22 protein-coding genes and 1 CRISPR repeat array are annotated in these 26,655 nt (G+C 40.8%); of the genes, 19 read left to right on the top strand and 3 right to left on the bottom strand.

Translation table 11 applies throughout. The features are described from left to right. Positions 1–534: 534 nt before the first annotated feature. The 9 genes from SHEWANA3_RS20220 (at position 535) to SHEWANA3_RS20180 (ending at position 9,241) form a co-directional block, all read left to right on the top strand. Positions 535–1,083, top strand: a complete 549-nt coding sequence (locus tag SHEWANA3_RS20220) for a YbhB/YbcL family Raf kinase inhibitor-like protein (RefSeq protein WP_011718603.1) — start codon at positions 535–537, stop codon at positions 1,081–1,083. 17 nt (positions 1,084–1,100) lie between these two features. Further along, entirely contained in the window at positions 1,101–1,859 is a 759-nt protein-coding gene (locus tag SHEWANA3_RS20215) for an AraC family transcriptional regulator (protein WP_011718602.1), read from the top strand. A 31-nt stretch (positions 1,860–1,890) separates the two neighbouring features. After that, entirely contained in the window at positions 1,891–2,241 is a 351-nt protein-coding gene (locus tag SHEWANA3_RS20210) for a YkvA family protein (RefSeq protein ID WP_011718601.1), read from the top strand. A gap of 178 nt (positions 2,242–2,419) precedes the next feature. Next, on the top strand, positions 2,420–3,817 hold the full coding sequence (locus SHEWANA3_RS20205) for a hypothetical protein (RefSeq protein WP_011718600.1): 1,398 nt from the start codon (positions 2,420–2,422) through the stop codon (positions 3,815–3,817). Between the two features lies 1 nt (position 3,818). Beyond that, positions 3,819–4,856, top strand: coding sequence for an acyltransferase (locus tag SHEWANA3_RS20200; RefSeq protein WP_011718599.1), 1,038 nt, complete (start codon positions 3,819–3,821; stop codon positions 4,854–4,856). A 131-nt stretch (positions 4,857–4,987) separates the two neighbouring features. Beyond that, positions 4,988–5,581 (top strand): hypothetical protein, encoded by a 594-nt coding sequence (locus tag SHEWANA3_RS20195; RefSeq protein WP_244096628.1) that lies wholly within the window; start codon positions 4,988–4,990, stop codon positions 5,579–5,581. Positions 5,582–5,826: 245 nt separating this feature from the next. Beyond that, positions 5,827–6,375, top strand: a complete 549-nt coding sequence (locus tag SHEWANA3_RS20190; protein WP_244096581.1) for a TnsA endonuclease N-terminal domain-containing protein — start codon at positions 5,827–5,829, stop codon at positions 6,373–6,375. After that, positions 6,372–8,225: a Mu transposase C-terminal domain-containing protein gene (locus tag SHEWANA3_RS20185; protein ID WP_011718596.1), complete on the top strand. Its 1,854-nt coding sequence runs from the start codon at positions 6,372–6,374 to the stop codon at positions 8,223–8,225. Before SHEWANA3_RS20190 ends, SHEWANA3_RS20185 begins: the two co-directional genes overlap by 4 nt. A 2-nt stretch (positions 8,226–8,227) precedes the next feature. Further along, entirely contained in the window at positions 8,228–9,241 is a 1,014-nt protein-coding gene (locus SHEWANA3_RS20180; RefSeq protein WP_041412843.1) for a TniB family NTP-binding protein, read from the top strand. A 112-nt stretch (positions 9,242–9,353) separates the two neighbouring features. Here SHEWANA3_RS20180 and SHEWANA3_RS20175 read toward each other — a convergent pair whose 3' ends face one another. Next, a complete protein-coding gene (locus SHEWANA3_RS20175; RefSeq protein WP_166485366.1) occupies positions 9,354–9,875 on the bottom strand; it encodes a hypothetical protein in 522 nt (173 codons plus the stop codon). Positions 9,876–10,106: 231 nt separating this feature from the next. Between SHEWANA3_RS20175 and SHEWANA3_RS20170 the strand changes: the two genes are divergently transcribed. From SHEWANA3_RS20170 to cas6f, 9 genes are all read left to right on the top strand, one after another. Next, positions 10,107–10,406, top strand: a complete 300-nt coding sequence (locus tag SHEWANA3_RS20170; protein ID WP_244096627.1) for a helix-turn-helix transcriptional regulator — start codon at positions 10,107–10,109, stop codon at positions 10,404–10,406. Between the two features lie 240 nt (positions 10,407–10,646). Continuing rightward, positions 10,647–10,949: a hypothetical protein gene (locus SHEWANA3_RS20165; protein ID WP_011718592.1), complete on the top strand. Its 303-nt coding sequence runs from the start codon at positions 10,647–10,649 to the stop codon at positions 10,947–10,949. 447 nt (positions 10,950–11,396) lie between these two features. Further along, the gene (locus SHEWANA3_RS20160) at positions 11,397–11,771 is read left to right on the top strand and encodes a DUF4304 domain-containing protein (RefSeq protein ID WP_041412842.1); all 375 of its coding nucleotides are present in this window, start codon (positions 11,397–11,399) and stop codon (positions 11,769–11,771) included. A gap of 156 nt (positions 11,772–11,927) precedes the next feature. Next, positions 11,928–13,349, top strand: a complete 1,422-nt coding sequence (locus SHEWANA3_RS20155) for an SMEK domain-containing protein (RefSeq protein WP_011718591.1) — start codon at positions 11,928–11,930, stop codon at positions 13,347–13,349. Continuing rightward, on the top strand, positions 13,339–14,781 hold the full coding sequence (locus SHEWANA3_RS20150; protein ID WP_011718590.1) for a hypothetical protein: 1,443 nt from the start codon (positions 13,339–13,341) through the stop codon (positions 14,779–14,781). The genes SHEWANA3_RS20155 and SHEWANA3_RS20150 overlap by 11 nt, the downstream gene beginning before the upstream one ends. A 255-nt stretch (positions 14,782–15,036) precedes the next feature. Further along, positions 15,037–16,269, top strand: coding sequence for a TniQ family protein (locus tag SHEWANA3_RS20145; protein WP_011718589.1), 1,233 nt, complete (start codon positions 15,037–15,039; stop codon positions 16,267–16,269). Further along, a complete protein-coding gene (locus SHEWANA3_RS20140; RefSeq protein WP_011718588.1) occupies positions 16,263–18,368 on the top strand; it encodes a type I-F CRISPR-associated protein Csy2 in 2,106 nt (701 codons plus the stop codon). Before SHEWANA3_RS20145 ends, SHEWANA3_RS20140 begins: the two co-directional genes overlap by 7 nt. A 9-nt stretch (positions 18,369–18,377) precedes the next feature. After that, positions 18,378–19,427 carry a type I-F CRISPR-associated protein Csy3 gene (gene csy3 / locus SHEWANA3_RS20135; RefSeq protein ID WP_011718587.1) on the top strand — a complete coding sequence of 350 codons (1,050 nt, stop codon included), beginning with the start codon at positions 18,378–18,380 and terminating at the stop codon, positions 19,425–19,427. Between the two features lies 1 nt (position 19,428). Then, positions 19,429–20,040, top strand: a complete 612-nt coding sequence (cas6f, locus tag SHEWANA3_RS20130; protein ID WP_011718586.1) for a type I-F CRISPR-associated endoribonuclease Cas6/Csy4 — start codon at positions 19,429–19,431, stop codon at positions 20,038–20,040. Between the two features lie 130 nt (positions 20,041–20,170). Continuing rightward, positions 20,171–20,498: direct repeats of the CRISPR family, unit length 28 nt; unit sequence GTGACCTGCCGAATAGGCAGCTGAAAAT. Positions 20,499–20,917: 419 nt separating this feature from the next. On the opposite strand, the gene SHEWANA3_RS20125 is transcribed toward cas6f, so the two are convergent. Next, the gene (locus SHEWANA3_RS20125; RefSeq protein ID WP_011718585.1) at positions 20,918–22,060 is read right to left on the bottom strand and encodes a GGDEF domain-containing protein; all 1,143 of its coding nucleotides are present in this window, start codon (positions 22,058–22,060) and stop codon (positions 20,918–20,920) included. A gap of 914 nt (positions 22,061–22,974) precedes the next feature. Here SHEWANA3_RS20125 and SHEWANA3_RS20120 point away from each other — a divergent pair. Further along, positions 22,975–23,598 carry a TetR/AcrR family transcriptional regulator gene (locus SHEWANA3_RS20120; protein WP_011718584.1) on the top strand — a complete coding sequence of 208 codons (624 nt, stop codon included), beginning with the start codon at positions 22,975–22,977 and terminating at the stop codon, positions 23,596–23,598. A gap of 25 nt (positions 23,599–23,623) precedes the next feature. Here the strand turns inward: SHEWANA3_RS20120 and SHEWANA3_RS20115 are convergent, their stop codons facing one another. Continuing rightward, the gene (locus tag SHEWANA3_RS20115) at positions 23,624–26,653 is read right to left on the bottom strand and encodes an efflux RND transporter permease subunit (RefSeq protein WP_011718583.1); all 3,030 of its coding nucleotides are present in this window, start codon (positions 26,651–26,653) and stop codon (positions 23,624–23,626) included. Positions 26,654–26,655 lie beyond the last annotated feature (2 nt).

Below are 26,655 nucleotides of genomic sequence, written 5' to 3'. Positions count from 1 at the left end.
ATGATATGTCTAGTGCGCCGGATATGTGCCATGATTTTTGATTTCCTCTTCATATACAACTCCATTATGAGATTAGAGAAAATGATTGATACGTTTTATTACGGTATGGAGTTTATCTATGTGTTATCAATAAAAATATGATCTGTGTCTTATTTTTAATTAACTGTAATTATTTATTTCACTATTTTCTATCTATTTAAATACAGTCAATCATCCTTAAGTATCATTATCTAAATAACGAAAGTAAATATTGTCAAATTAATTTAAAAATCAAAAACTGCATAAATTAATAAAGGATAAATATCTAATTTCGCTCTAATCACTGTATTAATTCATTTGGTGTTTTATAAGGTACGGCATATTTGAATAAAAATGCAGATAAAGTCTTTACAAAATCACTCGAGTGCTTAAAGATGACAAAAAGTCGACACTTTTTCTCAATTTTGAGCATTTAGGGAAGAAACTTGGCGTTTTGAGGCAGGTTTGTCACTTAAGACTGACGTAAATTAATCCTGTTACCTAAAGGAGATAAAGATGATGCATTTACATAAGTGGATAGTCGGAGTTGGCTTATTAACGGCGGCATTCGGCTCGGCGCAGGCCATGACCTTATCGAGTAAAGATATTGGTGAAGGTCAGCAATTATCGAATCAATTTGTTTTTAATGGGTTTGGCTGTAATGGTGAGAATCTTTCTCCCGAACTCACTTGGAGCGGCGCACCAAAGGGCACAAAAGCCTATGCGGTGACAGCCTATGATCCCGATGCGCCTACGGGCAGTGGTTGGTGGCACTGGGCCGTTTACAATATTAACGGCGATCAACAACAGCTAGCCCAAGGTGCGGGCTCTAAAGCCAATGCCTTACCTAAGGGAGCGATTGCGCTAAAGAATGACTTTGGCACCACCGATTTTGGTGGCGCTTGCCCGCCGCAGGGGCATGGTATGCACAGATATATATTTACTGTGTGGGCGCTAGCCTCGCCATTAGCGTTACCTAAAGAGGCATCTCCTGCGCTATTAGGCTTTATGCTCAATGCGCAGGCCTTAGGCAGCGCTAAGCTGACCGCTGTGTATCAGCGTTAATAGTGCAGGGCTGATGCATGATCCGCATGTTTGAATACGACTCTAAACTGGCGCAGTCACTTTCGCGGGTGCCAGTGCATCAGCCTTCGATTATCCGCGTGATCCAAGGCGAGAAGTCGCTGCTCTGGCAAGATGATGCCCTCGCCGTGAATGCTGAGCAGCTATTATTGCTACCCGCCGGAAGCCATATTAGCTTCGTCAATCGGCCGATGAGTGGACGCTACCGAGCGGTGCAACTCCTCTTGCCCTATGAGTTGCCCTCGGGCGTTATGCTGGCGGCGACCGACAGGCAGATACCTAAACCCACGCAAACGATTTCACGCTCGGTCGATTTTGCCTGGAATGCGTTATTGCACAGCCTGACCTTAGCCCTACCCACATCGGTGCAGATGCATTATTTAGCCGCCTTGCTGCTCAGTCTGCCGCAGCAAGCGAGCGTCAATTGGCTCTACAGTCATAAACCTGCGAATGTGAGTCAAGCTGTGCTGGGCTTATTGGGGCAACATCCTTCAGCCCCATGGCAGCAAGAGGACATCGCCGATAAGTTGCATATGAGCAGTGCCAGTTTAAGACGTAAACTGGCGCAGGAAGACACTAGTTTTAGGCAATTGCTCGCCGAAGTGCGTTTGTGTCAGGGCTTAACCCTGTTGCAAAACTCTACGGATTCCGTGCTGCAAATCGCATTGGCCTGCGGCTATTTATCGGCAGAAAAATTCTCGGCACGCTTTAAACAGGCCTTTGGCCTGACACCCGCCGCGTATCGCCGTACACTGTGAGCTACGTTAACCGTCATTACAAGGAGTCGACATGGCAGAAGAACAATTCACTGAGACTGGTTTTTGGAACAAAATCAAACTGTTTGGTCGCCAAGCTGGGCGTGAAGTGGTTGAGCGTGCCCTGTGGCTTTACTATGCGGCGCAAAAGCCCAATACGCCTAAGTGGGCCAAGTCGGTGATTTTTGGGGCCTTGGCTTACTTTATCTCGCCCTTGGATGCGATCCCGGATTTGACACCTTTAGTGGGCTTTACCGATGACTTGGGCGCCTTAGCGGCGGCGCTCACTATGGTTATGCTCTATATTGATGATGAGGTGAAATCCCAAGCGGCGGATAAGTTGGCGCTGTGGTTTGGCGATGAGCCCGCGGAGCCTAAGCCTTAGTCGCGAAAATGGTGGCATCTTTTAGGCTAAAAATATGATTTTATTAATGGTTAATGAATAGGTTTTACCCACGTTTTTTAAGGGTAAAAATATTTTTTGTGAAACGTTTCACTATTGGTTAATTGCGCTATATGCTAGCGCTGTTTTGTGAACCCATTGTGTGTGTTTAGGCAATTAAATGAAAAATATTATGGCGGTGATCCTGTGGTTTTTAGGAGTCTCTGCCGCCACCCCCGTGTTCGCCGATAAGGCCTCGCCAGAACAACTCGCCCGCCTGTACCTCGATTTTATGGCTCAGACCAGTCGCCAGAGTGAAGCCCTGTGGCCAGGATTTCGTCTCGACGATAAAGTGCATCTCTTCAGCTATGCAGGCAACGTTTGGTTGCGCCAACCCGGCGGTGAAATTATCCAAGACAACAGCGTGTTAGAGTCGGTTAACTTGCACTCTGGGCTGTCAATTAACTTTGGTTTTCCCCAATATCAAGGGCAAGCGGGTGTGCTTATCCAGCTCGAGTCGCCGACGATTCAATTCGATAGTACGACTAAAACCGCCGATTTACCTTTTGTGATTTGGGCTGGCAACAGTGTGCACGAGGCGTTTCATTTTTATGCCCAATCCGAGTGGCGGGTGTTAGAGGATGCGCGTCGATATGAAGGCGAAGTTTATCCACTTAACCTCGATGCTCGCTATTACCGTTTACAACTGTTTAATGCCTTGATGGCGGCCTTAAAACAACCCGAGCAGCAGGCGCAGTATTTAGGCTATGCCGCTTACTGGCTACAAGTGTGGCGGCAAACGGCGCCTAACGAAGATAAAGTCAGTTATGTGAATGACTTAGTCGAAGGAAGCGCGAGATATGTCGAGTTAATCGCGGGTGCGCGCTTCTTAAGTCAAAACCAGTCTTACCTCGGCTATCAGCAAATCTTGTTGCAGTACGTGCAGGATTATTATCAACAGCAGCAAATGCTCGGTGGCTGGACCGCCGAGGCCGAGAATATCGGCGCGCTGGCTGGCATATTGCTCGATAGCACTCAAGATGCCTATGTGTGGAAAGAGTCAGTGATGTCTGGCATGTTGCCCGTGGATTTACTGCTGAGTCGAATCAAGCCGATTGCTCCGCCTGTTGCTCAGAATATGGCGCAGAAGAAAAGGCTGCAGGACATGCTGGCCTACTATCCGGCCACGGAGCAAAAACTGACCCAGTTACTTAAGGATGTGCAGGACCCGAAAGTACCTTTATTGGTCATGCCGAGTGTGAGTGATAGCAGCAGTTTTATCGATGTGGGTGAGGTGCGCTCTGGGTTTTATGTGGTGCCCTATCAAGAAGAAATGACCCAAGCCTATTTAGGTATGAGTTCACAATTCAGTAACTTAAATGTGAGTGGCAGTCCGTTGCTGGATGTGCCCTTACAGAATTATTGTGAGGGCATTGAAGCCGCAACTCTGTTACCTTTGGGGTTCACCTTTCAGCGCGAAGGTCAGTATTTGGTGTTCAATGAGCCGGAAATCCATGGCACCATCCGGGTTTCTGCAAGTGTTGTTGAGGGAAGAACCCTCTACTGTGCGATGAATTAATATGAGAAAAAATCAGCTCGAATTTACCTACATGCGCGGCATCGCGATTATTTTTATCGTGCTGGGCCACAGTATTTATAACTCTGGGGAAGGGTTTCCGTTACTGCTAGAAAATTTACTCAGGGGTGGCACGGCGTTGTTCGTGTTTATCTCTGGTTATTTTTTCCATCGGATTTTTTATAAGGACTTCGATTACGGCAAGTTTATGAAGAATAAGGTACAAAACGTACTTTATCCCTTTTTATTCGTTTCTGTTATTGGCTTGTTCTGCTTAAGTTTACGTTGGGTTTTCCTAGAGCATCAACCGCTTGAACAGGTGTTACTCAGTATTTTTTATACCGTGCGTAATGGCTACATCCTGTATCCGCACTGGTATATCCCGTTTATCATGGCGGTGTTTTTATTCTCGCCAGTGTTTTTGTGGTTTATCCGCTGCTCGCAGCAGATGCGTTGGACCCTATTCGTGCTGAGTTGTGTGGTGGCGATTCTGCTCCACAGACCCATAGGTAACGTCAACTTTATCCACTCAGTGGTGTATTTTATGCCTTTCTATTTGATTGGTATTTTATATTCCCAAGATGAACATATTGTGACGCGCTACGGCTCAATTTTCAGTGCGTTAGCGGTGATCTTCCTGATTGTGAGTCTGGTTGAGCAAAGTTACATAGTGCAGCACATTGGTAACTACCATAAGGCGCCGTTTGAATATAACGGTATCGATTGGCAGTTTATCCAAAAGCTGAGTCTGTGTGTGCTAGTGCTTAACTTCTGTGATTGGTTGTCGAAACGCAGCCGCATCCCTTGGTTAGTCGAAACCGCCGAGATGAGCTTTGCGATTTTCTTCATCCACCCGTTATTCGACATGTTGTTTAATACGGTCGCCACTGTGTTGCGTTATCGCTTACCGCCAGGGTCTTGGGTCACCAGCATCCTGTTCTCGGCGGCGATTTTTACCTTCCTGATGGTGGGCAGTATTATCACTGCTCGCTTTATCAAAAAACGTTTAGGCAACCGTTCACGTCTGTATATCGGTTGGTAACGCCTTTAAGCTAAACAGGGGAATTAAGTTTAAATTTATTCCCCTGTGTTAGCGTGTTTTTCATCGAATTTTCCATGGAAAACATAATGAAAACTATCACCCTAACACGCCTTGGAATCGTCGGCCTTATGATGGCTACGCCGGTATTTGCTCATGCGTCGACCGAACCTGCACTTGCCATGGCGCAAGAGACTTTCTTCAATCAATTAGCATCCCATTGCGGTAAAGCCTTTGCGGGTAAAGTAGTGTCAACGGACAGTGCAGATGCGGCTTTTCGTGATAAAGCACTGGTGATGCATGTGCGCGAATGCAGTGATACTGAGCTGAAAATCCCCTTCCATGTGGGTGATGATCACTCCCGTACTTGGGTGATCACGAAAACGGCTCAGGGCTTAAGGTTAAAGCATGATCACCGCCATCAAGACGGAACGGAAGATAAAGTGACTATGTATGGCGGCGATACGGCGAGTGTCGGCAGCAGCCAAAAACAGTCATTCCCTATCGATCAGGCATCGATTGATAACTTTATGCAAAATGGCCTGACTCAGTCTGTCACCAATGTGTGGCATATGGAGGTTACGCCAAGTACCTTCAGCTACCTGTTGACCCGCGAGAATCGTCATTTTCAAGTAGATTTTGACTTGAGCCAACCGCAGCCGTTGCCGCCGACCCCTTGGGGATATGAGTTGTCGCTGAACCCATACATTGACATAATGTACCCATAGTCTGACAAATTTAACTCATTCAATGACATAAAAATGGCTTTTGTAATCATGTTACAAAAGCTATTTTCTTTAATATTAGTATGTTGAACAATTAATAACCCATAGATTGACAAAAAACTGCATGCCAGTACACTAAATGTACACTATTCGTTCGAATTATACTCATGTATATAAGAAGCTTACGCAAACCATCACCGAACAAAAACGTATTTAAATTCGCTAGCGCAAAAGTAAGCGAAACGATAATGTGTGAAAGTTCATTGGAATTTGATGCGTGCTTTCATCATGAATACAATGATTGTATAGAGATGTTTGGTAGCCAGCCTGAAGGGTTTTATTACTATTTTGAGGGCAAAAGATTGCCCTATACACCTGATACGATAGTTCACTTTATCGATGGGACGGTAAAGTTCCACGAATACAAACCTTATAGTAAAACATTCGATCCAATCTTTAGGGCTAAATTTCTAGCAAAGAAGGCGGCTGCTCAGTCTTTAGGTGCAGATCTTATATTGGTTACTGAACGTCAAATCCGTGTAAACCCGATTCTAAATAATCTTAAAATTTTGCATCGATATTCGGGAGTTTACGGCTTGAGCGACATTCAAGTTGAACTGCTCAATCTTATAAAAAAAACAGGGAAAATTAGTGTTAACGATGTGGCAACAAAGCAATCATTAACACTAGGGGAAACCCGCTCACATCTGTATTCTCTTATACATAAAGGATTGATTAAGGTTAACTTAAAACAAGATGATCTCGATTGTAACCCCGCGGTATGGTGCATTGAATGATGGACTTCGAGGATGAGTTCAGTGAGTCTGAATTAGTCAAGCAGCCCGATACCCCTATTCAATATGTGAAGTTAGAGGATACAGCACTAGTCAAAAGAGACTTAGATACCTTTCCTGACTTTTTAAAAAGCAAAGCGCTCGATAAATACCAGCTCATTGCCTTCATCGAAAAAACAATCACTGGTGGATGGACTCAAAAAAATCTAGACCCAATTCTTGATGTTCTTTTTACTACCACCACGGACAGGCGGCCGAATTGGCGAACGTTAGTACGTTGGCGTAAAAGCTACATTGACAGTAACGGCGATCTTGCGTCATTAGTCGCTAAGCGGCATAAAATGGGCAATAGAACGAGTAGAGTTAAGGGAGATGAAGTATTTTTTGAGCAAGCCCTAACTCGTTTTTTAGATGCTAAAAGGCCTAAAGTATCTACAGCATATCAGTACTATAAAGATGCCATCACAATCGAAAATGAGAGCATTGTTGATGGACAAATTCCTATCATTTCTTATAAAAGTTTTAACCAAAGAATAAAGTCATTACCTCCTTATCCTGTTGCAGTGGCGCGGCATGGTAAATTTAAAGCAGATCAATGGTTTGCTTATTGCTCTTCCCATATTCCCCCAACGCGAATATTAGAACGGGTAGAAATCGATCATACCCCACTAGATCTAATCCTGATTGACGATGAATTATCTATCCCACTTGGCAGGCCATATTTAACCTTAATCATCGATGTTTTTAGTGGTTGTGTTTTGGGGTTTCACTTAAGTTATCGCTCGCCTTCATATGTTTCAGCTGCCAAGGCAATCGTGCATGCCATAAAACCAAAATCATTTGAAGGTCTTGATATCGAGCTTCAAAATGAGTGGCCTTGCTTTGGTAAATTTGAAAATCTAGTTGTGGATAATGGAGCTGAGTTTTGGTCGAAGAGTTTAGAGCATGCCTGCAAAGAGGCAGGAATAAACATTCAATATAACCCAGTTCGTAAACCTTGGTTAAAGCCTTTTGTAGAACGTTTTTTTGGGATGATTAACGAATACTTTTTAACCGAAATACCAGGTAAAACCTTCTCGAATATCCTAGCAAAAGAAGACTTTAAACCGGAAAAAGACGCCATCATGCGCTTCTCTACTTTTGTTGAAGAATTTCATCGCTGGATTGTTGATATTTATCATCAAGATTCAAACTCACGCGAAACACGAATTCCTATAAAACAGTGGCAGCGTGGCTTTGATATTTACCCACCACTAAAGATGAGCGCAGAGGATGAACAACGGTTTACTGTGCTGATGGGTATTTCAGATGAGCGAACATTAACCAGAAACGGTTTTAAATTTGAAGAGTTAATGTATGACTCTACTGCTTTGGCCGATTACAGAAAGCATTACCCACAAACCAAAGAAACCATCAAAAAAATCATTAAAGTCGACCCTGATGATCTATCGAGTATCCATGTTTACCTCGAGGAATTAGGCGGTTATCTTAAAGTCCCCTGTACTGATAATAGTGATTATACCCACGGTTTGAGCCTTCATGAGCATAAAGTGATTAAGAAAATTAATCGTGAGATTATTCGGGAAGGGAAGGATGATTTGGGATTAGCTAAAGCGCGTATGGCAATTCATGCTCGAGTAAAGCAAGAGCAAGAAGCGTTTCAAATATCTAATACAAAAGCGAAAATTTCAGGGGTTAAGAAGCAAGCTCAACTTGCAGATGTGAGTAATACCGGTCAGGGGACAATACGCCTCGAAAGCGAAGAATTGCTCCCTTCTTTACCTAAAAAATCAGAATCTAATATTAGTAATCTTCTCGAGCACTGGGATGATGATGTAGAGGCTTTTGAGTGAAAATGTTATCGCCCCATCAAATTGAACAGTTACAAAGATTCAGTGATTGTTTTGTTATGCATCCTCTAGTCAAAGACATTTTTAATGACTTTGATGAATTAAGACTAAATAGGCTTTTTCAATCAGATCAGCAGTGCATGCTACTGACTGGAGATACTGGTGTTGGTAAAAGTCATCTAGTTAACCACTATAAAAAAAGTGTTCTGGCCAGCCAAAATTACGGACGAGAATCTATGCCTGTTCTTGTGAGCAGGATATCTAGTGGTAAGGGTTTAGATGCCACCTTAACTCAAATGCTTGCAGATTTAGACCATTTTGGTAGCTACCAGCGAAGGAAACGTGGTTATGCGACAGATTTAAGGAAAAAGTTAGTTGAAAATTTAACTAAGGCTCAAGTTGAGCTGCTAATCATCAATGAGTTTCAGGAGTTAATTGAGTTCAAAACAGGATTGGAACGGCAAGATATAGCTAACGGTTTAAAGTACATCAGCGAAGAAGCTAAGATACCTATTGTACTTGTTGGAATGCCTTGGGCCGAACAAATCGCTGATGAGCCACAATGGTCATCTCGTTTAGTTCGAAGAAGGAAGCTTGAGTATTTTAGTCTGCAAAAAGATATCAAGTTTTTCCGACAATACTTAATGAGCTTGGCCAAATTTATGCCTTTTGATAATCCGCCAAAGCTAGAAGACAAGAATTTTGCAATTCCGCTGTTTGCAGCATGCAAGGGTGAAAACAGGCTGCTAAAGCATTTACTGATAGAGTCGTTAAAAATAGCATTGAGGAAAGACGTAAAAAACCTCGATATAGAGCATGTTAGTGATGCCTATGATTTGATTTTTCAGAATGAAAATAGGCCCTCAAGTAATCCGTTTAGACTGTCTTTAGATAACATATTGATTTCAGAGGTCGTGAAGCCCTCTAGGTATAATCCTAATGCCATAAGTTCTGAAGACATGCTAGTCGCGCGTGAATTCTCGACGCCCAAAACACTAGCTCAGCTATTGACTAAATGAGCCATTTTTATGTTAACAATCTACAGGCGTTCCCTGTTAGTCTGAAGATGTACTCTATGAGATTCTAAATCTAATCCTCAGTGAACTGCCAACGTTACCCCTTTCGATTTCACTATGAAAGCCCTTTAAGGTCAGTTAAATAGGCTTCAATGGCTTTGATTTTTCCCGCAAGTGTAGAGCCCCGATTTCGAGCATCTAAGTAACGAGGGAAAAGATTAATCTTAGAGGAGGGAAGTGCTTCGTAGAGACGTTTAAGCTCTTCTGCCTCACCAATACAACCGTGAAAACCTTCTTGATATTGATGGAGTGTAGCTTGGAGTTGCTCTATTTCAGGGAGTTTAGTTGGTGATACTTCTATTTTCGTAAGACGTGGTTTACTCGGCATTAGGCGAGTTATATCAAATAAAGAGGTTTTTTCGAAAACAGTCCGTTTCCCAGAAGTTATTTTCTCTAAAAAACCAATGTTTGAGAGCTTTGAAAGAGTACGGCGCACGATTTGTTCTGACTCTCTTGGCAAAATCGAAGGATTTACTCTGACCATCTGACTTTTTATTTGTGTAACAGTGAGTTGCTGCTTCTCATCAACAATAAGAATGGTGAGTATTGTTGCATTTATGCGGATCATTTTCGGCATCAGAATATTTACCAATAGTCTTTATTTTCAATATGTAACGTGCCACTCCATGACGTTATTCCAATATTTCACTTTGATTTCGTTCTGCGAATATCCCGGCATTGCGTAATTGGCATGGTGCTTGACAACTAACGATAAAAAGCTAAGGATTCCTTAGTATACCTTAAGTCAAAAAACTAAGACAATCTGAGTTATCAAAGGACAAATTATGTTGAAGCTGTGGCCGATAAAATTATCAATCCATTACCTCTCAGGCTCAAACAAGCTCGCACTGCTAAGGGGATTAGTCAAAAACAGCTGGGCATCCAGCTAGGTATGGAAGTGGGCACTGCGAGTGCGCGTATGAATCAGTACGAAAAAGGCAAGCATACACCTGACTACCAGACTTTAAAGGCTATCGCTGATGAATTAGGCGTGCCAGTTGCTTACTTTTTTTGTGAGTCGGAAAGCACGGCTAAATTGCTATGTTTACTTGAAAAAATGACAGAAGAAGAAAAGTCTAATTTGATAGAGCAAATCACAAAATCATAAAATATTCGTGGTGATTTTTAGCTAGATTTGGATCGGCCCGTCTCAGAAGATAGCTCATCGTACTTCCATTATCCGTCTAAGGCTGCCGCACTAATCGTGTTTCTATGCTGTTAAGCTAAGTCTGTTAAAGCAGTAAATAGGCAAAGGAAAATACCATATCCCAGTCGAAAGTTCTTAGTTGAGTTGATTTAGTCTTAACTTTTCCCAAATAGATAGTAAGTACAGTCAAGGTGGTGAATTGTGAAAAATAAAGTTAAAGGTATTTCATTTGCAGCGGTTAAAGCCGCGGCATTCAAGGACCCCGTTGTTCTCGAAGCCTACTTGCTTGAACGAGCCTCAGAATCAAATCGGATTGATATTGAATTGTTCATGGCTAAGCTCAAGGTGGTTTTAAGTGCTCTTCCACAGAAGGATATTGGGGTGTGTGATTTGGCCAATGAGTTAGGCATTGTTTTGGCCTCAGTATTGGGTAATGAAAAAAACATCGAAAAAGAGTGTCTTGAGGGGATTAGTCATGGCTTTTCATTGACTAGAACGACATAATTTTCAGTCTACATATGTGCTCATCAATATCAGCTCATCACTGTTGCATGTTTAGAGCTATAGTGGTCAACCAAACTTGCCCAAGCGATCTCGTTCGAACATGTTGACCAAATTTTAGTAATGCTACAGAGTGACTAGTGTAATGGTGGCGATTCACTATGCGGAAGGAAATAGGAAGAGTATTTACAATTTCGAGGAATAAAAAAAGGAATTACTTCGGTGTTACGGGCGTTGGATCCTGTCCAATTTAAGAAGTCCAGTTGACCAAATTTTAGTAATGGTACAGAGTACCTAGTACTAATGGATGGAACATCATCCTTGATTTCAAAGCGGCCAAGTCCAACATCGATTGTGCCCTGCAAACAGCACAACGCTGCAATACTAAGACGTTAGGTACTCAGGATGAGCTTGTTTTATTCCCTCAAGATAGCTGAAACGAATTAAGTCATGAGAGAAGAACTAAAACTTGCTGTCACTGATTATCTAAGGAGACAAGGTTTTAAAGGAAGCATTCCATTTTTTCGTAAAGAAACAAAAGGCTGGTATCAAACGCTAGACTTTCAGTTTAATAAGTACGGCGGCTCTTTCGCCGTAAACTTAAGTTTGTGGGAACCTAATAACCAGTTTTTAAAACTTCCCCTGCCGAAACAGAAAATACTAGCTTCTCGTAGTTCGGGATCTTTATCTAGTCACTTAAAGAACAAACAAAATCAAGATTATTGGTTCAGGTTTGTTAAGGGGATCATTTTTCCGATTTACAACTATAAAAAAGCTTCTCAAGAGTTCATTGTAATATACAGTTACAAAGCGGAAAACGTTTGAATACATGCAGGGTGAAATGAGTACCTAAAAAACAAATAATGCGGGACTGTTAAAGCTTGGCTAGGGTCCGCTTCACTACAGAATTTTAGCTAAGCTTTAACAGCCTCCATATTCGGGCATTAGCAAGTAGAAATACATCAAACAGGAATAGTCTTTTTGAAGCAGATTGATATTGAAAACCAGTTACGAGAAGTTGTCAGCAGACTGATAACTGAAGTTGATCTCGCAACAAAGCAGGGAAGGCTTGATGTTAACCTGATTTCTGAAGATGCCTGGATACCTATCCTGAAGGAGGTTTACCAGTGCCCGAATCTTGTAAATCTGAATAGAAAACACAAGAACTTTCCCGGCATTGATTTAGGAGATGAGCAGGACAGGGTTGCCTTCCAAGTAACCTCGTCCACAGACATTGAGAAGGTCAAATCGACCTTGGAGCAGTTTAAAAAACGCAATTACAAGAATGCTTTTGACGAACTCTATATTTTCATGCTGCGCTCTAAGCAGAAAAGCTATTCTCAGGATGCGATTGATAAAGTCAATGGCCATGAAATTCGCTTTGATGCAAAAGAACATATCATTGATCCCGGCGATATATTGTCTCAAGTAACTGGGTTGCGATTGCCAGCACAAGAGAGGATGTTGCAGGAATTTCGCGAAATACTCGGAGATGTAGAAGCGTCGGTCAAAAAGTTAAACGCGCCTGAGAATACTCCATATCTCTTAGTTTCAAACCTCATTGAAGTTACGCCTCCAAATGAATTGTATGTGGCCGAATTGTTCATCGACGAAGAAAGCACAATTGCAGCGGCCAAGCGCGATTTAAACTACAACGGGAGCCCCCCCAACAAGCATCTATTGGTGAGACTGGCTTTACAACTTGCCGGGCTAGATTGTCATGGCTGGGCAATATTTGAGAATCGCATTTTTACGTTCTATGACATGGAGCGTGAGTCGGCTTTCAGGTCCATAGTAGACGTTGGAAGTATAGAAGATCTTACGACTGAAGATATTTCACAACATGAGCTCGTTGAATATCAAAATTTATTCAAGTGTCTGATGAAAGATACTCTTAGAGATCAACTTCAATCCCTCAATGTGAATTGGAACAAGCAACAAAACCAATTTTACTTTTTGCCTGATGAAAAAGACTCTGAGCAGAGAAGGGAAGAATGGGTTGGTAAAAAACTCTCACGAAGAAGAGTTTTTGAGAAGAAATATCAGACGAAAGATCCAACAAAAGTAGCCTTTTTCAAGCACTTGGCATTTGACATCTCATTTATCGATATTGACTCACGGTGGTATGCTACTGTTACCCCTAGCTGGTATTACACATGGAATCTGTATAAACGCAATCGATTCCATGACGATCTTCTCTCAAAGCAGAAGCGTCTTGAGCATAACAATTCCGTTAGAGATCAAGTTAGATTCATCGGGTATTTCCTTGCTAATAGCCGTAACGATAACGATTTGATCTCATTTGGCGAATTGGTCGAATTCCAATGTTTGTCCAACATTTCACTCGAAGAAAACGACGAGCTGGAAGAAGTGTTGGAAGAGGAGGATGTCAGTGCAAATTAAGATCCTTGAAGAGCCGAAGCTGGAGTTTGCCAATGGAACACACATCTGTCCAAAAGCAGGCATTGAAACCCTTGGCGTATATGACAAAAACGATGAGTTTCGGCAAAGCGAGTTAAGACTGGGAATCGTTGGGCGCGGAGAAGGTGTAGATCTGTTAGATCTCTGGATAGCAAAATGCCAAGAAGGAATAGAGGGGAAGGAGTCAAAATATTCCAATCTGTTCAGAGGGTTTGGGGGATTCACACTGCATCACGGTTTCTATGCAAAATTCCTGTACGGACCGACTCTAACCAGAACAATCCAGAAGTCAGAGCTAAACAAAACGCTGAAAATTCAATCCAGGGAAGAGCGAGTCAAGGTATGTGTTGACCTTTACTTCGATCAAATCCGGTTTCTTGCCGAGCATCGGCCTGTGGATGTCATTATTTGCGTTATCCCAAATGATATGTTCGATGCGCTGACCAAGGAGAAGGGAAAGGATGAAGATCCAGAAAACTATGATGGCGACTCGAACGATGACAAATCCAAGAACTCATTAGAGCATAACTTCCGCCGACTACTGAAAGCGAAGACTATGCATTTGGGTAAGCCGCTACAGCTTGTTTTAGAGAAGTCATTGTCCATTGATACCGGTAATAAGGGGCAACAGGATGATGCGACGAGAGCGTGGAATTTTTGTACAGCCCTTTACTACAAGGGGAATAAGACAATCCCGTGGCGATTGGTGGAGGAAACACATAAGCCTAAGACTTGCTATGTCGGAATTGGATTTTATAAAAGTCGTGACAATGAGACCGTATCAACCAGTTTGGCGCAGGTCTTTGATGAGTTTGGACATGGCGTAATTCTCAGGGGGGCACCTGTTCAATTGGATAAAAGAGACCGTCGACCGTACATGAATGAAGAGCAAGCGTTCGAGTTGTTAATGAACGCTTTAAATGAGTATGACCACGCTTTGATGCAAATGCCTGCACGAATTGTGATTCACAAGTCCAGCAACTTCAGGGAAGAAGAGATACGGGGTTTTACGAGGGCAATAGAAAGCAAGGGCATACGAATGAAAGACTTCGTAACCGTTATGGAGTCCAAAGTCCGTCTCTACAGCTACGAACAGTATCCCCCTGTGAGGGGAACATTGCTATCACTGTCGGAAAGCAAGGCCATTCTCTATACAAAAGGTGCGGTCAATTTTTACAAGACCTATCCGGGGATGTATGTTCCGTCTCCACTGGAAATCAGAGCTTTTGAACACGACTCTTCGTTGGAGAATTTATGTGAAGAAGTACTCGGGCTGACCAAGATGAACTGGAACAACACGCAATTTGACGGACGGTATCCGATCACACTGGAATGCTCGCGGAAAGTTGGGGAGATCATGAAGTATGTTGAGGTGAATCAGAAACCTCAGGTCAGCTATAGCTTTTATATGTAGCATTTCCTTACATAACAAAGCATTGCAGCGGACAAGCCGCTGAATACGGCGTTAATCTATAGAAATTTTTATCCGAAACTGACGCGTTAGAGTTAAGGCTTTAACTCGGAAATGTCTCAACTAAGCTTAGCTTAGAGTATGCTGTATTGCTGCCGGCGCCATGGTAACTAAAAAGGTTCATTACTCACCATTTGCTATTTTTATGTGACTGCTCTATGTTGTTTTGCTAAGGATTTCTTAGTTTTTTGGTGGGTGATGGCATTTTTATTTTCCCCTAGAGCAAGAGCATTCATTGATGAGTCGCTTGAAAGTTATTTGCTTCGAATCGTTTCAGAGAACTTTTTTGATTCTTATCAGCAGCTCAGCTTGGCGATCAGAGAAGAGCTACATGAGCTCGACTTTGAAGCACATGGGGCTTTCCCTATCGAGCTAAAACGCCTCAATATTTATCATGCTAAGCACAATAGTCATTTTAGGATGAGGGCGTTGGGCTTACTTGAATCCCTTCTTGGTTTACCTCCCCATGAACTGGAGAAAATAGCCCTATTTAGATCGAACAGAGTTTTTATTGGGTCTAGCGTTGCGGTGCATCGTAATGATATCGATATTCCTTTAAGTTTTATCCGTTATGCAAATGAGGATGATGTTGAGAGTGTGCCCGTTTGCCCTGAGTGCTTAAAGGATGAGCCTTATATTCGGCAAGTTTGGCATTTAAAACCATATGCTGCCTGTGCCAAGCATGAGTGCGAATTGATTCATCATTGCCCCGAATGCAAAGCGTCGCTCAACTATATTGAGAATGAATCAATTGGCTATTGTTCCTGTGGATTTGAGCTTTCAAAAGCAGCAGTTATTAGCGCTAAACAGCCAGATCTCATGTTAGCGAGGAGCATTATTGGTGGTGATGTTACCTCTACAAATCCGCTTCTTCATGAAGTATGTGCAACTCATCGGCTTGCGGCTCTACTTTGGTATCAAAAGCGCTATTGCAAAAGTAAAGAAGCTTCTTTTAGCGATGCGGTGGAGTATTTTGATAACTGGCCTGAAAACTTTTATCAAGAACTGGATCAGCTGACGCAAGGCGCTGAATTAAGACTGATAAAGCTATTTAACCACACTGCATTTCGATTTATTTATGGTGAGTTAATTCTGCATTCCCGCTGTTTGTATCCAGAGGATAAAGATCCACATTTTATCTATGCTGCTTTAATGCGTTATTTGCAAAGATTAGTTGAGCTACATCCTAAATCGAAAAAGCCTAACGTGGCTGATACGCTAGTGACAGTTGCAGAAACGACGGTTTTACTGTCAACAACCCAAGAGCAAGTTTATCGGCTTCATCAAGATGGGATATTAACGTCGGCGTTTAGGCAAAAAATAAAGCAGAGGATTGACCCACATGTTGGTGTTTTTTATTTAAGGCAAGTGATCGAGTACAAAAGCAGCTTCGGTAGTGATAGACAGGGGATGTACTTATCGGCATGGTAAAGAATTTACATTTGCGAGAACTGCTAGATATTGAAGATGTTCAAGCACGTTCGACAGCGTTGAGGCGTGCATTTGCTGCTTATACAGAACCGTTAGATGTGACTGGCGAGGAAAGCTCTGCCCTAATTATTTTGCTTAATCTTACCTATCCGAAAAAGTTGGTGGATGACTTACTCGATAAAAGGTTAGCTAGAACAACTGTTAACAACCAAACCCATATTGATGTTTGCATTGACGAAGTACAATGGCTGCATACCCATAATCTCAAGTACCCAGATATTCGGGTCAGTAAACAAAGGCTCGTTGCCTCCAGTCCTCAATTACATCCCAATATGTTGAGTAGTGCTAATTGCCAACGTACTTTAGGGTGGTCTCATGACAGTGCGAAAGTCAATTTTGCCAAGCTGTTTGGCTGCCAGTTTATTTGGCAAGATAAAGTAACTTGCCTTGCAACATTAATGTGTGAAGCACCAAAACACTGGAAAGAGGCTTTTCAAGAACTTGGCATGCCTGTTAAACAGTTTATGAATATTTGCGGCAGGGTGAAGCATGTTTTACCTGCGCAGTTAAGCCCAGATAAAGTCGATAAATACTCCGTACAGGTTCGAATGCCATTCCGTGATGGATATATAGCGATTACCCCCGTTGTAAGCCATGCACTTCAGTCTGAACTCCAGCAAGCAGCAATCAAAAAACAGGGCCGATATACCAGTCTTGAGTTTATTCGTCCTGCGGCAGTCAGTGAGCTAGTCGCATCTCTTGGCGGTAATGCTAAAGCCCTGAATTATCCGCCCCGTATTAATAAAAAAACTCACGGATTAGGCAACAATTTACTGGCTAGGGTTTTATCTGGTCACGATGTATTGAATCAAAATGTATTGTCACAGCCTCGATTTATGAGGGTATTGGATGAACTGTTATCGAGTGAGTCAGCATTGGCGTTAAAGCAACGCAGGCAGCAAAAAGTCGCCAATCTTAGACAGATAAGAACGATGTTATCTGAGTGGCTTGCGCCAATGTTGGAATGGCGATTAGAGGTTAAAGAGGGGCCGATTCTTCTTAGTGAGCTTGAGCCTATTAATGGCTCATTAGAGTATCAGTTTTTAACCTTTGAGAATGAGCTATTACCTGAATTGCTGCTGCCTCTGTTCGACAGATTGAATTCGGTGATGTCGCATTCAGCAATGATAAGTCAGTATGCCTTTCATCAGAGACTGATGCCCCTTCTTCGAAATAGCTTGAAATGGTTGTTAACTCATTTGGCTTATAAAGAACCTTTGCTACAAAATGATGCTGCAGATGAGCATTTCCAGCGATATTTACATTTGAAAGGTATTCGAGTGTTTGATGCCCAAGCTTTATCTAATCCGTATTGTGTTGGCATTCCTTCTCTCACAGCTGTTTGGGGAATGATGCATAACTACCAGCGGCGATTAAACGAAGGCTTGGGTACTCAGCTTAGATTCACCTCATTTTCGTGGTTTATTCGTCAGTACTCATCTGTCTCGGGCAAAAAACTGCCTGAGTACGGCATGCAAGGATCGAAAGAGAATCAATTTAGACGAGCTGGAATAATTGATAATCGACATTGTGATTTAGTGTTTGATCTTGTCATTCATATCGATGGCTATGAAGACGCTTTAGCGATCTTAGATAATCGAACTGAAATGTTGAAAGCAAGTTTTCCGGCGAACTTTGCCGGTGGAGTAATGCATCCTCCCGAGTTAGATGCTGTTGGTGCGTGGTGCCAGCTTTATCAATGTGAAGCTGAACTTTTCTCAACATTGAAAAGACTGCCTATGTCAGGAAAATGGATTATGCCGACTAGATATTCAATGGGTAATGTTAATGATCTTCTGTTTTTGCTGGATAAAAATTCTTCGCTATGCCCCACTATGTTTGGCTATTTACCATTGACTGAACCCGTTAGCCGAGTCGGTAGCCTAGAGCCTTTACATTGCTATGCTGAACCAGCGCTTGGCGTAGTTGAGTGTGCATCGGCGATTGAGATAAGGTTACAGGGGCAAATAAACTATTTTAAGAGAGCGTTTTGGATGTTAGAGGCAAAAGAGCATTCAATGCTGATGAAACGGATTTAAGGAAGGTTTATGGAGCTATGCAATGTTTTAAAGTATGACCGATCCCTCTACCCAAGTAAGGCGGTATTTTTCTATAAAACAGCCGATTCTGATTTTGTTCCTCTTGAAGCTGAAATCACTCGTATACGTGGTCAAAAAGCTGGATTCACTGAAGCATTTACTCCTCAATTTAAATCGAAAAACTTAGCCCCCCAGGACCTTACACACTGTAATCCTCTAACGATTGAAGAGTGTTATGTTCCGCCAAATGTAGATCACATCTATTGCCGCTTCTCGCTAAGAGTACAAGCTAACTCGCTCAAACCCTCTGGCTGCAGCGATTCTGAGGTTTCTAGTTTGCTTGAAAAGTTGTCCGCAGCATTTAAGGAGTGCGACGGTTACCAAGAGCTGGCGACCCGTTTTTGTAAAAATCTACTGTTAGGAACTTGGCTCTGGCGTAATCAAAACTCTGGTAACACTCAAATAGATATTAAAACCAGTACGGGAAAGTGTTATCAAATCAGTAATACGAGGCAGTTAGCTTGGAATATTTGGTCTGATGAAGCCCGGACTGTTCTTGGTGAATTAAGTAAAGAGATGCACTTAGCTTTGACTGATCCGAATGTATTTTGGAACGCCGATATTACAGCAAAAATTGAGACTGTCTTTTGCCAAGAGATCTACCCAAGCCAAACCTTTGGTGAAAAGTCTGCAGAAGGTGAAACTTCGAAACAGTTTACTAAGGTTAAATGTACTGATGGTCGTTATGCGGTGAGTTTTAATTCGGTCAAGATTGGTGCAGCTATTCAATCAATTGATAATTGGTGGGATCAGGACGATGTTAAACGATTACGAGTACATGAGTACGGTGCAGATAAAGAGCTGGGTATCGCACGACGCTCACCTGAATCTGCACTGAGTTTTTATACCTTATTTGTAAATACAGAGCTGTATTTAGCTGAACTCAATCAACAGGCAGCAGAGCCAGGGCATTCAATTCATCCTAATATTTACTATCTTTTTGCTGTCCTGATAAAGGGTGGCATGTTCCAGAAGAAAGCCGAAACGAAGAAGGCATAATATGCAGCGCTACTATTTTATGGTGCGTTTCTTACCACAAGAAGCAAACTTGGCCCTGCTAATGGGGCGTTGTATCTCAGTTATGCATGGATATATCTGCAAACATGAAATTAAAGGTCTTGGGTTGACGTTTCCTGCTTGGTCAGACGCGTCTATCGGGAATGTCATTGCTTTTGTTCATTCTGATGAAATTGTATTGAGTGAGCTGAAGCAACAATCCTATTTTCAATATATGAAAGAATGTGGCTTTTTTAGCCTTGGTAATGTTGAAATGGTGCCTGATGATTGTGCTGAAGTGATGTTCAAACGTAATCAGGCAATTGCAAAGATTTTTGTTGGTGAGGCCCGCAGACGCTTAAAACGTTTGGAAAAACGAGCGTTAGTTCGAGGTGAGACATTTAATCCTATAAAAAATATCCAGCCAAGAGAGTTTTACACTTTTCATCGTATAGCAATCAGCAGCGGTAGTAATAAGCAAGATTACCTTCTTCATATACAGAAAATGGTAGCAAAGGAGCAAACTGAACCATTGTTTAGTAGCTATGGGGTTGCTAGCAATTTACAACTAAATGGAACAGTACCGGAGCTATCTCATCTTGTAGATAAAATCTGACCTTTTGGTTTGGTGGTTACTGTAACGTTTTAATTTTAAAGCCAATTATCTGTTTAAAATATTATATGGTTATTTTCTGAATTTTGGCTCTAGTAATTGATTTTATATAGGTTTATTTTATAAGTGTATAGTGACCTGCCGAATAGGCAGCTGAAAATGTTTAGGAAAATGGCAAACTCAGCCCCAAACTGTGACCTGCCGAATAGGCAGCTGAAAATGTTTGATTTTAAAGAAGGTCTTGATAAATAGTGTGACCTGCCGAATAGGCAGCTGAAAATAGCGTGGGGTAATCGAGGTGGTCTGCTTCATCGTGACCTGCCGAATAGGCAGCTGAAAATATTTAGGAAAATGGCAAACTCAGCCCCAAACTGTGACCTGCCGAATAGGCAGCTGAAAATCGTGAAAATCGTCATTTACAAGTTGACTTTGAGATACCCGCCGAAAAGGCAGCAAAACCTCTTTCCATTATTATGGGGAGAGGTTTTTTATTTTCAATAAACAAAGTGCCTAGCTCAGTTTTGTCCTAAAGTGAGCTTGTGAATCTGTTCCTCACATACAGATTCACATATAAAGCTCAGCTATCTCGTGTTCGTTGTGTACTGAGATGTTTCTGCTCCCCTAAGTGAAAAGTCAGATGTGAGTCAAAATCTGAATTTTTATGCTGTTTCATGTGCATACGTGAAGACTATCGACATAATCTAACAATTCGCTTCAAAAACAGCTCAAAACTGCTCGATTTCTGCACGTAAATAGATGTTATAATGCAGAAGTGATTGCATGCCTTACAGGTTGAAGTTACGTCAAGTAATACATGTCATATGTGTTATTCAGGAGTTGACAGTCGTTTAGCGAATTGTTGGTAATTCAATGAGATCTTTTATTCACTGTCATATAAAACAGTTCTATTACGTCCGCCTTTTTTAGCCTCGTAAAGAGCTGTATCTGCATGCTGAATTAATTGCTCAGCAATAAACTCATTATTATTTTTAGTAATTTTGTGTTCTTGTAAGGCGGAGATCCCCAAGCTAATTGTCCATATTACTTTCTCTCCTGTTTCACTTATTAAAGATTGGTTCTCAACATGTAACCTGATTCGTTCTCCTAGATTCTTTGCACTACTAATGTTTGTATCGGGGAGAATTATTGCAAATTCTTCTCCACCTAGTCGAGCCACCAGATCTGTTTCCCGGGAGAGGGTTACGCAGAAATTCGCAAGGGAACAAATAACACTATCTCCAGTTGGGTGTCCGTATGTATCATTAATGCGCTTAAAAAAATCTATATCTAGTATAATGAGAGCACAAGCGCTTCCAAATCTAGAGTTTCGATTCACCTCGGATTTAAGCAAACTATCAAAATGTCTTCGATTAGCTACACCTGTTAATGGATCAGTTCTTGACCCCTTTTCTAGAGCCAGTTCAAGGCAATAACGATTGTAATAACTCCAAGAGAAAATTAGCATTACTAACAATGCGGCAAGACTATAAAGAAATGCTATTTGGAAATAAATGTTTTGCAGATCCATATTCGTAGCTGCATCTAACTTGTAATGTATAACAAACAAAAAAGCAGAAAATAGGGCAGTAATTTGGATGTATATTGAAAGTCCAATTAAAATGAAGAATATAAGGAAAGGGTAAATAGCCACGGTAGTAACTGTATAAATAGCCTCTTCACCTAAAATCTCAGCCATTTTTATTGAAAGAAAAGATATGAAGATCACAGTCACAATAATAGTTGCTGTTGCGATTTTAACACTCTTTGCCTTAAATGTTAAAATCGCAGGGATAATCAAAAAAAACATATATAATCTAAGTTCTAGTAGCTCACCATTCAATTCAGGTGTGGTTATATGGTCAAATAAGCCTTCTGCAAATCCTAAGGGTATTAGTAATAACAGTATCGCTGTAGTACAAATACGATAATCAAAATATTTTTTTATCAAATATTTTTCACTTGCCTCAAATTTTATGATTTCAATAAATGTTAATAAAGTTGAATTGTCACTATTTATCATCATAATCCCCTGTTTCTAACCGGTTTATTAACATCATTTAATTTAGCATAGCCAGCTTTAATTTGTGTCTATTTTGATTAAATGACTTTTAATACATTTTAACGTATTGATTTTATTTGATTAATGGCTTGGTTGCCAAACTATTGGGGATTGCACCAGTTTATTAATCCAGCCGGGTGGAACAAACATTTGATGACACCAGAAAAGTTATATCCTACTGTTTTTAAAGTGAAAAAATATAGTAATCTGAAGTTGAAAGCGACTATTAATCATTATCTCATACTCATACATTTATGTTTGTTGCCCTGGTTTAGTAAGGGTCTTATACCCAGTGTTGGTTCGAATTACTTCAAGCTATACCATTATTAGATAACGAACATCTAATCGGTTAACTCTGTTCTTTCGACATACTGGTCTCTGTGCTTAGTGATGAAAAATGCAATTAGTAGGCGTTTTCTGCACTTACTCATAACTATAGCCTGTTAATGATAAATTCATTAAGTAATATTATAATAAAACTGTGAAGACTCATGTCTTAAAATCAAGGTTGATGCTTAAAATAGCGGTACAGAATAAAATATAGGGTTCATAGTTCTGCAATGCAGCATCAATCTGGCTCCCAATTTTAGAGGGGGTAGACAATTTTTAGAAAAAATACGTTTCAGCGAAGAACAACAATGCTATTTTATGCATACAAAATTCTGTTTTAGGGAAGTATAGCCTATTGATGCTTGCTCTTATAAGTTGTTTTATAACAGTTGGTTATGTGTGGTTTTTGCGGTTAATGTTAGTGCGAAACATGCTGAAATTCAGCTTGCTTTTTTGAGTGTGCTGTAGCTTAACGTAAAAGAGTGTCGTTGAGAAATGTAACTCGCGAAATTAATATTGTAATAAAAACTCTATTTTGATGGATAAGTATGAATACAAAAAAAATAACTAAATCTTCGCGTGGACGTCCAGTTGGTGATCATGATGAAAAAAGAAATGAGTTGCTTTGTACAGCGATTAATTTGCTTGTCACTGATGGTTATGCAGGATTGTCGATGCGTAACCTTGCAAGTAAAGCGCAGGTAACTACAGGTGCTATTACTTACTATTTTTCTAATAAAAGTGAGTTAATGAAAGGAGTTTCGGATGAATTATTTAATAGGTTTTCGCTTTTATTAGCTAAAAATACTGAAATTGATATAAAACAGGCTGTAGAGGAGTGGATTAACTGGACTTATAGTGATGGTGGTGAAATATGGAAAGCTTTTTTACAAGTGCAATTCTATGCTGCCGAAGATAAAACTTTTATTGATTATGCCCAAAAAAGGTATGACATTTTCATTTCCCAACTAAAACATTTTATAGAGAGTGGACAAAAGTCCAAACAAATTAGAAATGACATCCCTGCAGAAATACTAGCCGAACAGTTAAGTGCTATGGGAGATGGCATGATGATAATGCAATCTATTTATCCAGAAAGGTTGTCGATAGAAAAAATTGCTCAATTTAAAAAAGGTATACTTAGCCTCATTAGTCCACAACTTGCCGTGTGACTAATGTCACACGGCAAGTGTTGTGCTAAGGATTTTCAGCTTTAAATATTAGTGCATATACTATTGGTAATACGATCATTGTTAGAGCGGTAGCAAACATTAAACCAGAAATTATGGTAACTGCCATTGAAACAAAAAATGCATCAAAAATAAGCGGAATCATACCTAATGCAGTAGTAAGAGCCGCCATCGCAACTGGACGTAGCCTGCTTACTCCGGAATCTAATATGGAGTTTATAAGTGATTTACCTTGACTTTGTTCTAGATTAATTTCATCAACAAGAACAATAGCATTCTTTATAAGCATGCCAATGAGGCTTAAAAATCCTAGTAATGCCATAAATCCAAATGGTTGATTAGTTGCTAGCATACCTGCTGTTACACCGATTAAAGCCAGAGGTACACATAACCAAATAACTAATGTTTGTTTTAACGAGTTAAAGATTACTATAGTTATTAATATCATCGATAAGATGAATATCGGGATACTCGAGGCTAGTCCCTTCTCCGCTTTACTTGAGTCTTCATATTCTCCCCCCCATTCCAAAGTGTATCCTGGTGGTATTTTAATAGCTTCTACTTGTGGTTTTAATGTCGCCAACAATTCTGAAGCTGTGCCGGTAACCGGATCAGCAAAAATTGTGATAGTTCGTTCCCTATTTCTTCTAAGAATTAAACCATCTTCAAACTTTGTTTCAAAACTTTGAACAACTTGTCTTAGGGGGATCATTTTTTGTGCATTGGGACTCCAAATTTGCACATTCTCTATATTTGTAATATCTGAACGTTCATTTTCATTAGCTCGTATAATAATTGGCAGTAGTAAATCATTTTCTCTATATACTCCGGTAGTTACTCCTTCAAATGATTCCTTAATGGCTTCTGCAACCATTCCTCTATTAATTCCATTTATATTTGCTTGTTCTTCAGCAAGAACAGCCTCTATGTAAAGCTGTTTGTTTCGCCAGTCAGTTCTGACTCCTTTGGTATTGCTTTCTTTAGAGAATACTTCAAGAACTTTATCAGATGTTTCTCTTAGAACATCCGTATCAGGTCCACTGATCCTTGCTTGGATTTTACCAGCTGTACCAGTCCCTAACTCAAAAGGTGAGGCATAAACAAGAGCATCAGGATATTTTTGTAAAAGCTCGACTTCAATTTTAGGTATTAGTGTTTTGATTACCGTGTAATCGTCTACATCTACTAAAAATTGCGCATAGCTGCTATTGGATTGCTGAGGCTGGTAGGTAAGTAGAAATCGCAATGCACCTTCACCAATGGTTGTAGTAACGTGCTCAACATTTGCTAGATTTCCTAAGTAATTTTCAACTGATTCAGCATGTTTCTGGGTTTCTTCTATGTGTGTTCCTTGTGGCAACCAGAAATCAACCATAAATTGTGCCCTAGTTGAGCTGGGGAAAAAGTTCTGCTGAACAAACGAGAACCCCCATAATGACAGAGCAAAAATGCCAATAATTGATGCTGAACTTAAGTATCTATGTCGGATACTAGATGCTAATAAGCCTCTGTATTTTGTATAAAATGTTCCTTGATATGGTGAGGTCTTATCAGTACTTTTAGGCGCTTTTAAGTACATTACACATAGAAGTGGGGTAATAGTTACTGCTGTTACCCAGCTCAATAACAGAGATACCATTACAACCTGGAATAATGAGCGACAATACTCACCAGTAGCATCATTTGAGGTGCCAATAGCTGCAAAAGCTAGGATTGCAATTAATGTCGCTCCTAGTAAAGGCCAAGCTGATTGATTTACAACTCTAGGTGCCGCACTTTCTGCACTTTCGCCTTTTTGCATTCTTATCAAAATGCCATCGACCACAACAATCGCATTATCAACTAACATACCCAGTGCAATAATTAATGCGCCAAGAGAAATGCGTTCTAATGCTACTCCCATGGGGGCAAGGAATATGAACGATCCTGCGATGGTTAAAATTAATACAAATCCTATAAGAAGGCCACTTCTCAAACCCATAAAGAAAAGTAAAACCACTATAACAATAATAACAGCTTCAGCTAAGCTTGATGTAAAACCGGAAATGGCCTCTTTAACACCTTCAGATTGTAATGAAACATAGCCAAACTCTATTCCTGCAGGTCGTTGGCTTTCTAATTCAGATAGTTTTGCTAAAACAGCTTCACCCATATCAACAGTATTTCCACCTGATACTGTTGATATTCCCAAGCCGATTCCGGCCTTACCATCAAAGTTAATTAACTGTGTACTTGGGGAAACGTAGCCTCTGCTAACTTTAGCTATGTCGCTTAGGTAAAACTGTTTTGTATCGTGAGTAATAAGTAACTTTTCGAAATCGCTAACTTTTGTGAAACCACCTGTTGTGGAAACGGCGATGCTAGAACTTCCGACATGTGCTCTGCCAGCATCAACTACCAACCCCTTACCGTTCAATTGAGCGGCTACTATTTCTGGTGATATACCTAACTGAGCCATGCGAGAGCGATTAAACTCAATATAGATTGCTTCGCTCTTTTCGCCGAAAGTTGTTATTTTCCCTACGCCATTTACTAAAAGTAATTGTTGCTGCAGATCGTTTACGTATGTTTTTAATTCCTTAAAACTGTATCCATCGCCGCTAACTACCATAAAAATGCTATAGACATCACCATAATCATCGATCACTAAAGATGGACCAGCACCTGGTGGTAAATAGTATTTTACATCATCTATTTTTTGCCTTAGCTTATTCCATACTTGTGGCAAAGTTTCCTTATTATATTGTTCTTTTATTGTTACTGTAATAGTTGATAAGCCTCGTTCGGATTTTGATGTTACCTTATCTAGCTCACCCAATTGTTGAACAGTTTTTTCGAGCAACTCAGTTACTTCTTGCTCAACTTCTAATGCTGAAGCTCCATTGTAGGGAGTAATTATTAATGCATCTTTTATCGTGAATTCGGGATCTTCTAATCGGCTCATCCCATTAAAAATGTATAAGCCAGCAATAAGCATAACTACAGTCAAAACAAGCGTAACTACCCTATTATTGATAGCAACTGATGCAATACTCATAA

The sequence above is a fragment of the Shewanella sp. ANA-3 genome, assembly GCF_000203935.1.
GTDB lineage: Bacteria > Pseudomonadota > Gammaproteobacteria > Enterobacterales > Shewanellaceae > Shewanella.
Note: the sequence above shows the minus strand (reverse complement) of the source record. Positions and strands in the feature narration are given on the sequence as shown.

Excerpts from the sequence above, each read along its gene's own strand:
- SHEWANA3_RS20195 (WP_244096628.1), top strand. The coding sequence starts at position 4,988 with ATGGCTACGCCGGTATTTGCTCATGCGTCGACCGAACCTGCACTTGCC.
- SHEWANA3_RS20205 (WP_011718600.1), top strand. The coding sequence starts at position 2,420 with ATGAAAAATATTATGGCGGTGATCCTGTGGTTTTTAGGAGTCTCTGCC.
- SHEWANA3_RS20175 (WP_166485366.1), bottom strand. The coding sequence starts at position 9,875 with ATGCCGAAAATGATCCGCATAAATGCAACAATACTCACCATTCTTATT.
- SHEWANA3_RS20125 (WP_011718585.1), bottom strand. The coding sequence starts at position 22,060 with ATGATGATAAATAGTGACAATTCAACTTTATTAACATTTATTGAAATC.
- SHEWANA3_RS20120 (WP_011718584.1), top strand. The coding sequence starts at position 22,975 with ATGAATACAAAAAAAATAACTAAATCTTCGCGTGGACGTCCAGTTGGT.
- cas6f (WP_011718586.1), top strand. The coding sequence starts at position 19,429 with ATGCAGCGCTACTATTTTATGGTGCGTTTCTTACCACAAGAAGCAAAC.
- SHEWANA3_RS20220 (WP_011718603.1), top strand. The coding sequence starts at position 535 with ATGATGCATTTACATAAGTGGATAGTCGGAGTTGGCTTATTAACGGCG.
- SHEWANA3_RS20160 (WP_041412842.1), top strand. The coding sequence starts at position 11,397 with ATGAGAGAAGAACTAAAACTTGCTGTCACTGATTATCTAAGGAGACAA.
- SHEWANA3_RS20140 (WP_011718588.1), top strand. The coding sequence starts at position 16,263 with ATGGTAAAGAATTTACATTTGCGAGAACTGCTAGATATTGAAGATGTT.
- SHEWANA3_RS20185 (WP_011718596.1), top strand. The coding sequence starts at position 6,372 with ATGATGGACTTCGAGGATGAGTTCAGTGAGTCTGAATTAGTCAAGCAG.
- csy3 (WP_011718587.1), top strand. The coding sequence starts at position 18,378 with ATGGAGCTATGCAATGTTTTAAAGTATGACCGATCCCTCTACCCAAGT.
- SHEWANA3_RS20215 (WP_011718602.1), top strand. The coding sequence starts at position 1,101 with ATGATCCGCATGTTTGAATACGACTCTAAACTGGCGCAGTCACTTTCG.
- SHEWANA3_RS20180 (WP_041412843.1), top strand. The coding sequence starts at position 8,228 with ATGTTATCGCCCCATCAAATTGAACAGTTACAAAGATTCAGTGATTGT.
- SHEWANA3_RS20190 (WP_244096581.1), top strand. The coding sequence starts at position 5,827 with ATGTGTGAAAGTTCATTGGAATTTGATGCGTGCTTTCATCATGAATAC.
- SHEWANA3_RS20115 (WP_011718583.1), bottom strand. The coding sequence starts at position 26,653 with ATGAGTATTGCATCAGTTGCTATCAATAATAGGGTAGTTACGCTTGTT.
- SHEWANA3_RS20145 (WP_011718589.1), top strand. The coding sequence starts at position 15,037 with ATGGCATTTTTATTTTCCCCTAGAGCAAGAGCATTCATTGATGAGTCG.
- SHEWANA3_RS20200 (WP_011718599.1), top strand. The coding sequence starts at position 3,819 with ATGAGAAAAAATCAGCTCGAATTTACCTACATGCGCGGCATCGCGATT.
- SHEWANA3_RS20210 (WP_011718601.1), top strand. The coding sequence starts at position 1,891 with ATGGCAGAAGAACAATTCACTGAGACTGGTTTTTGGAACAAAATCAAA.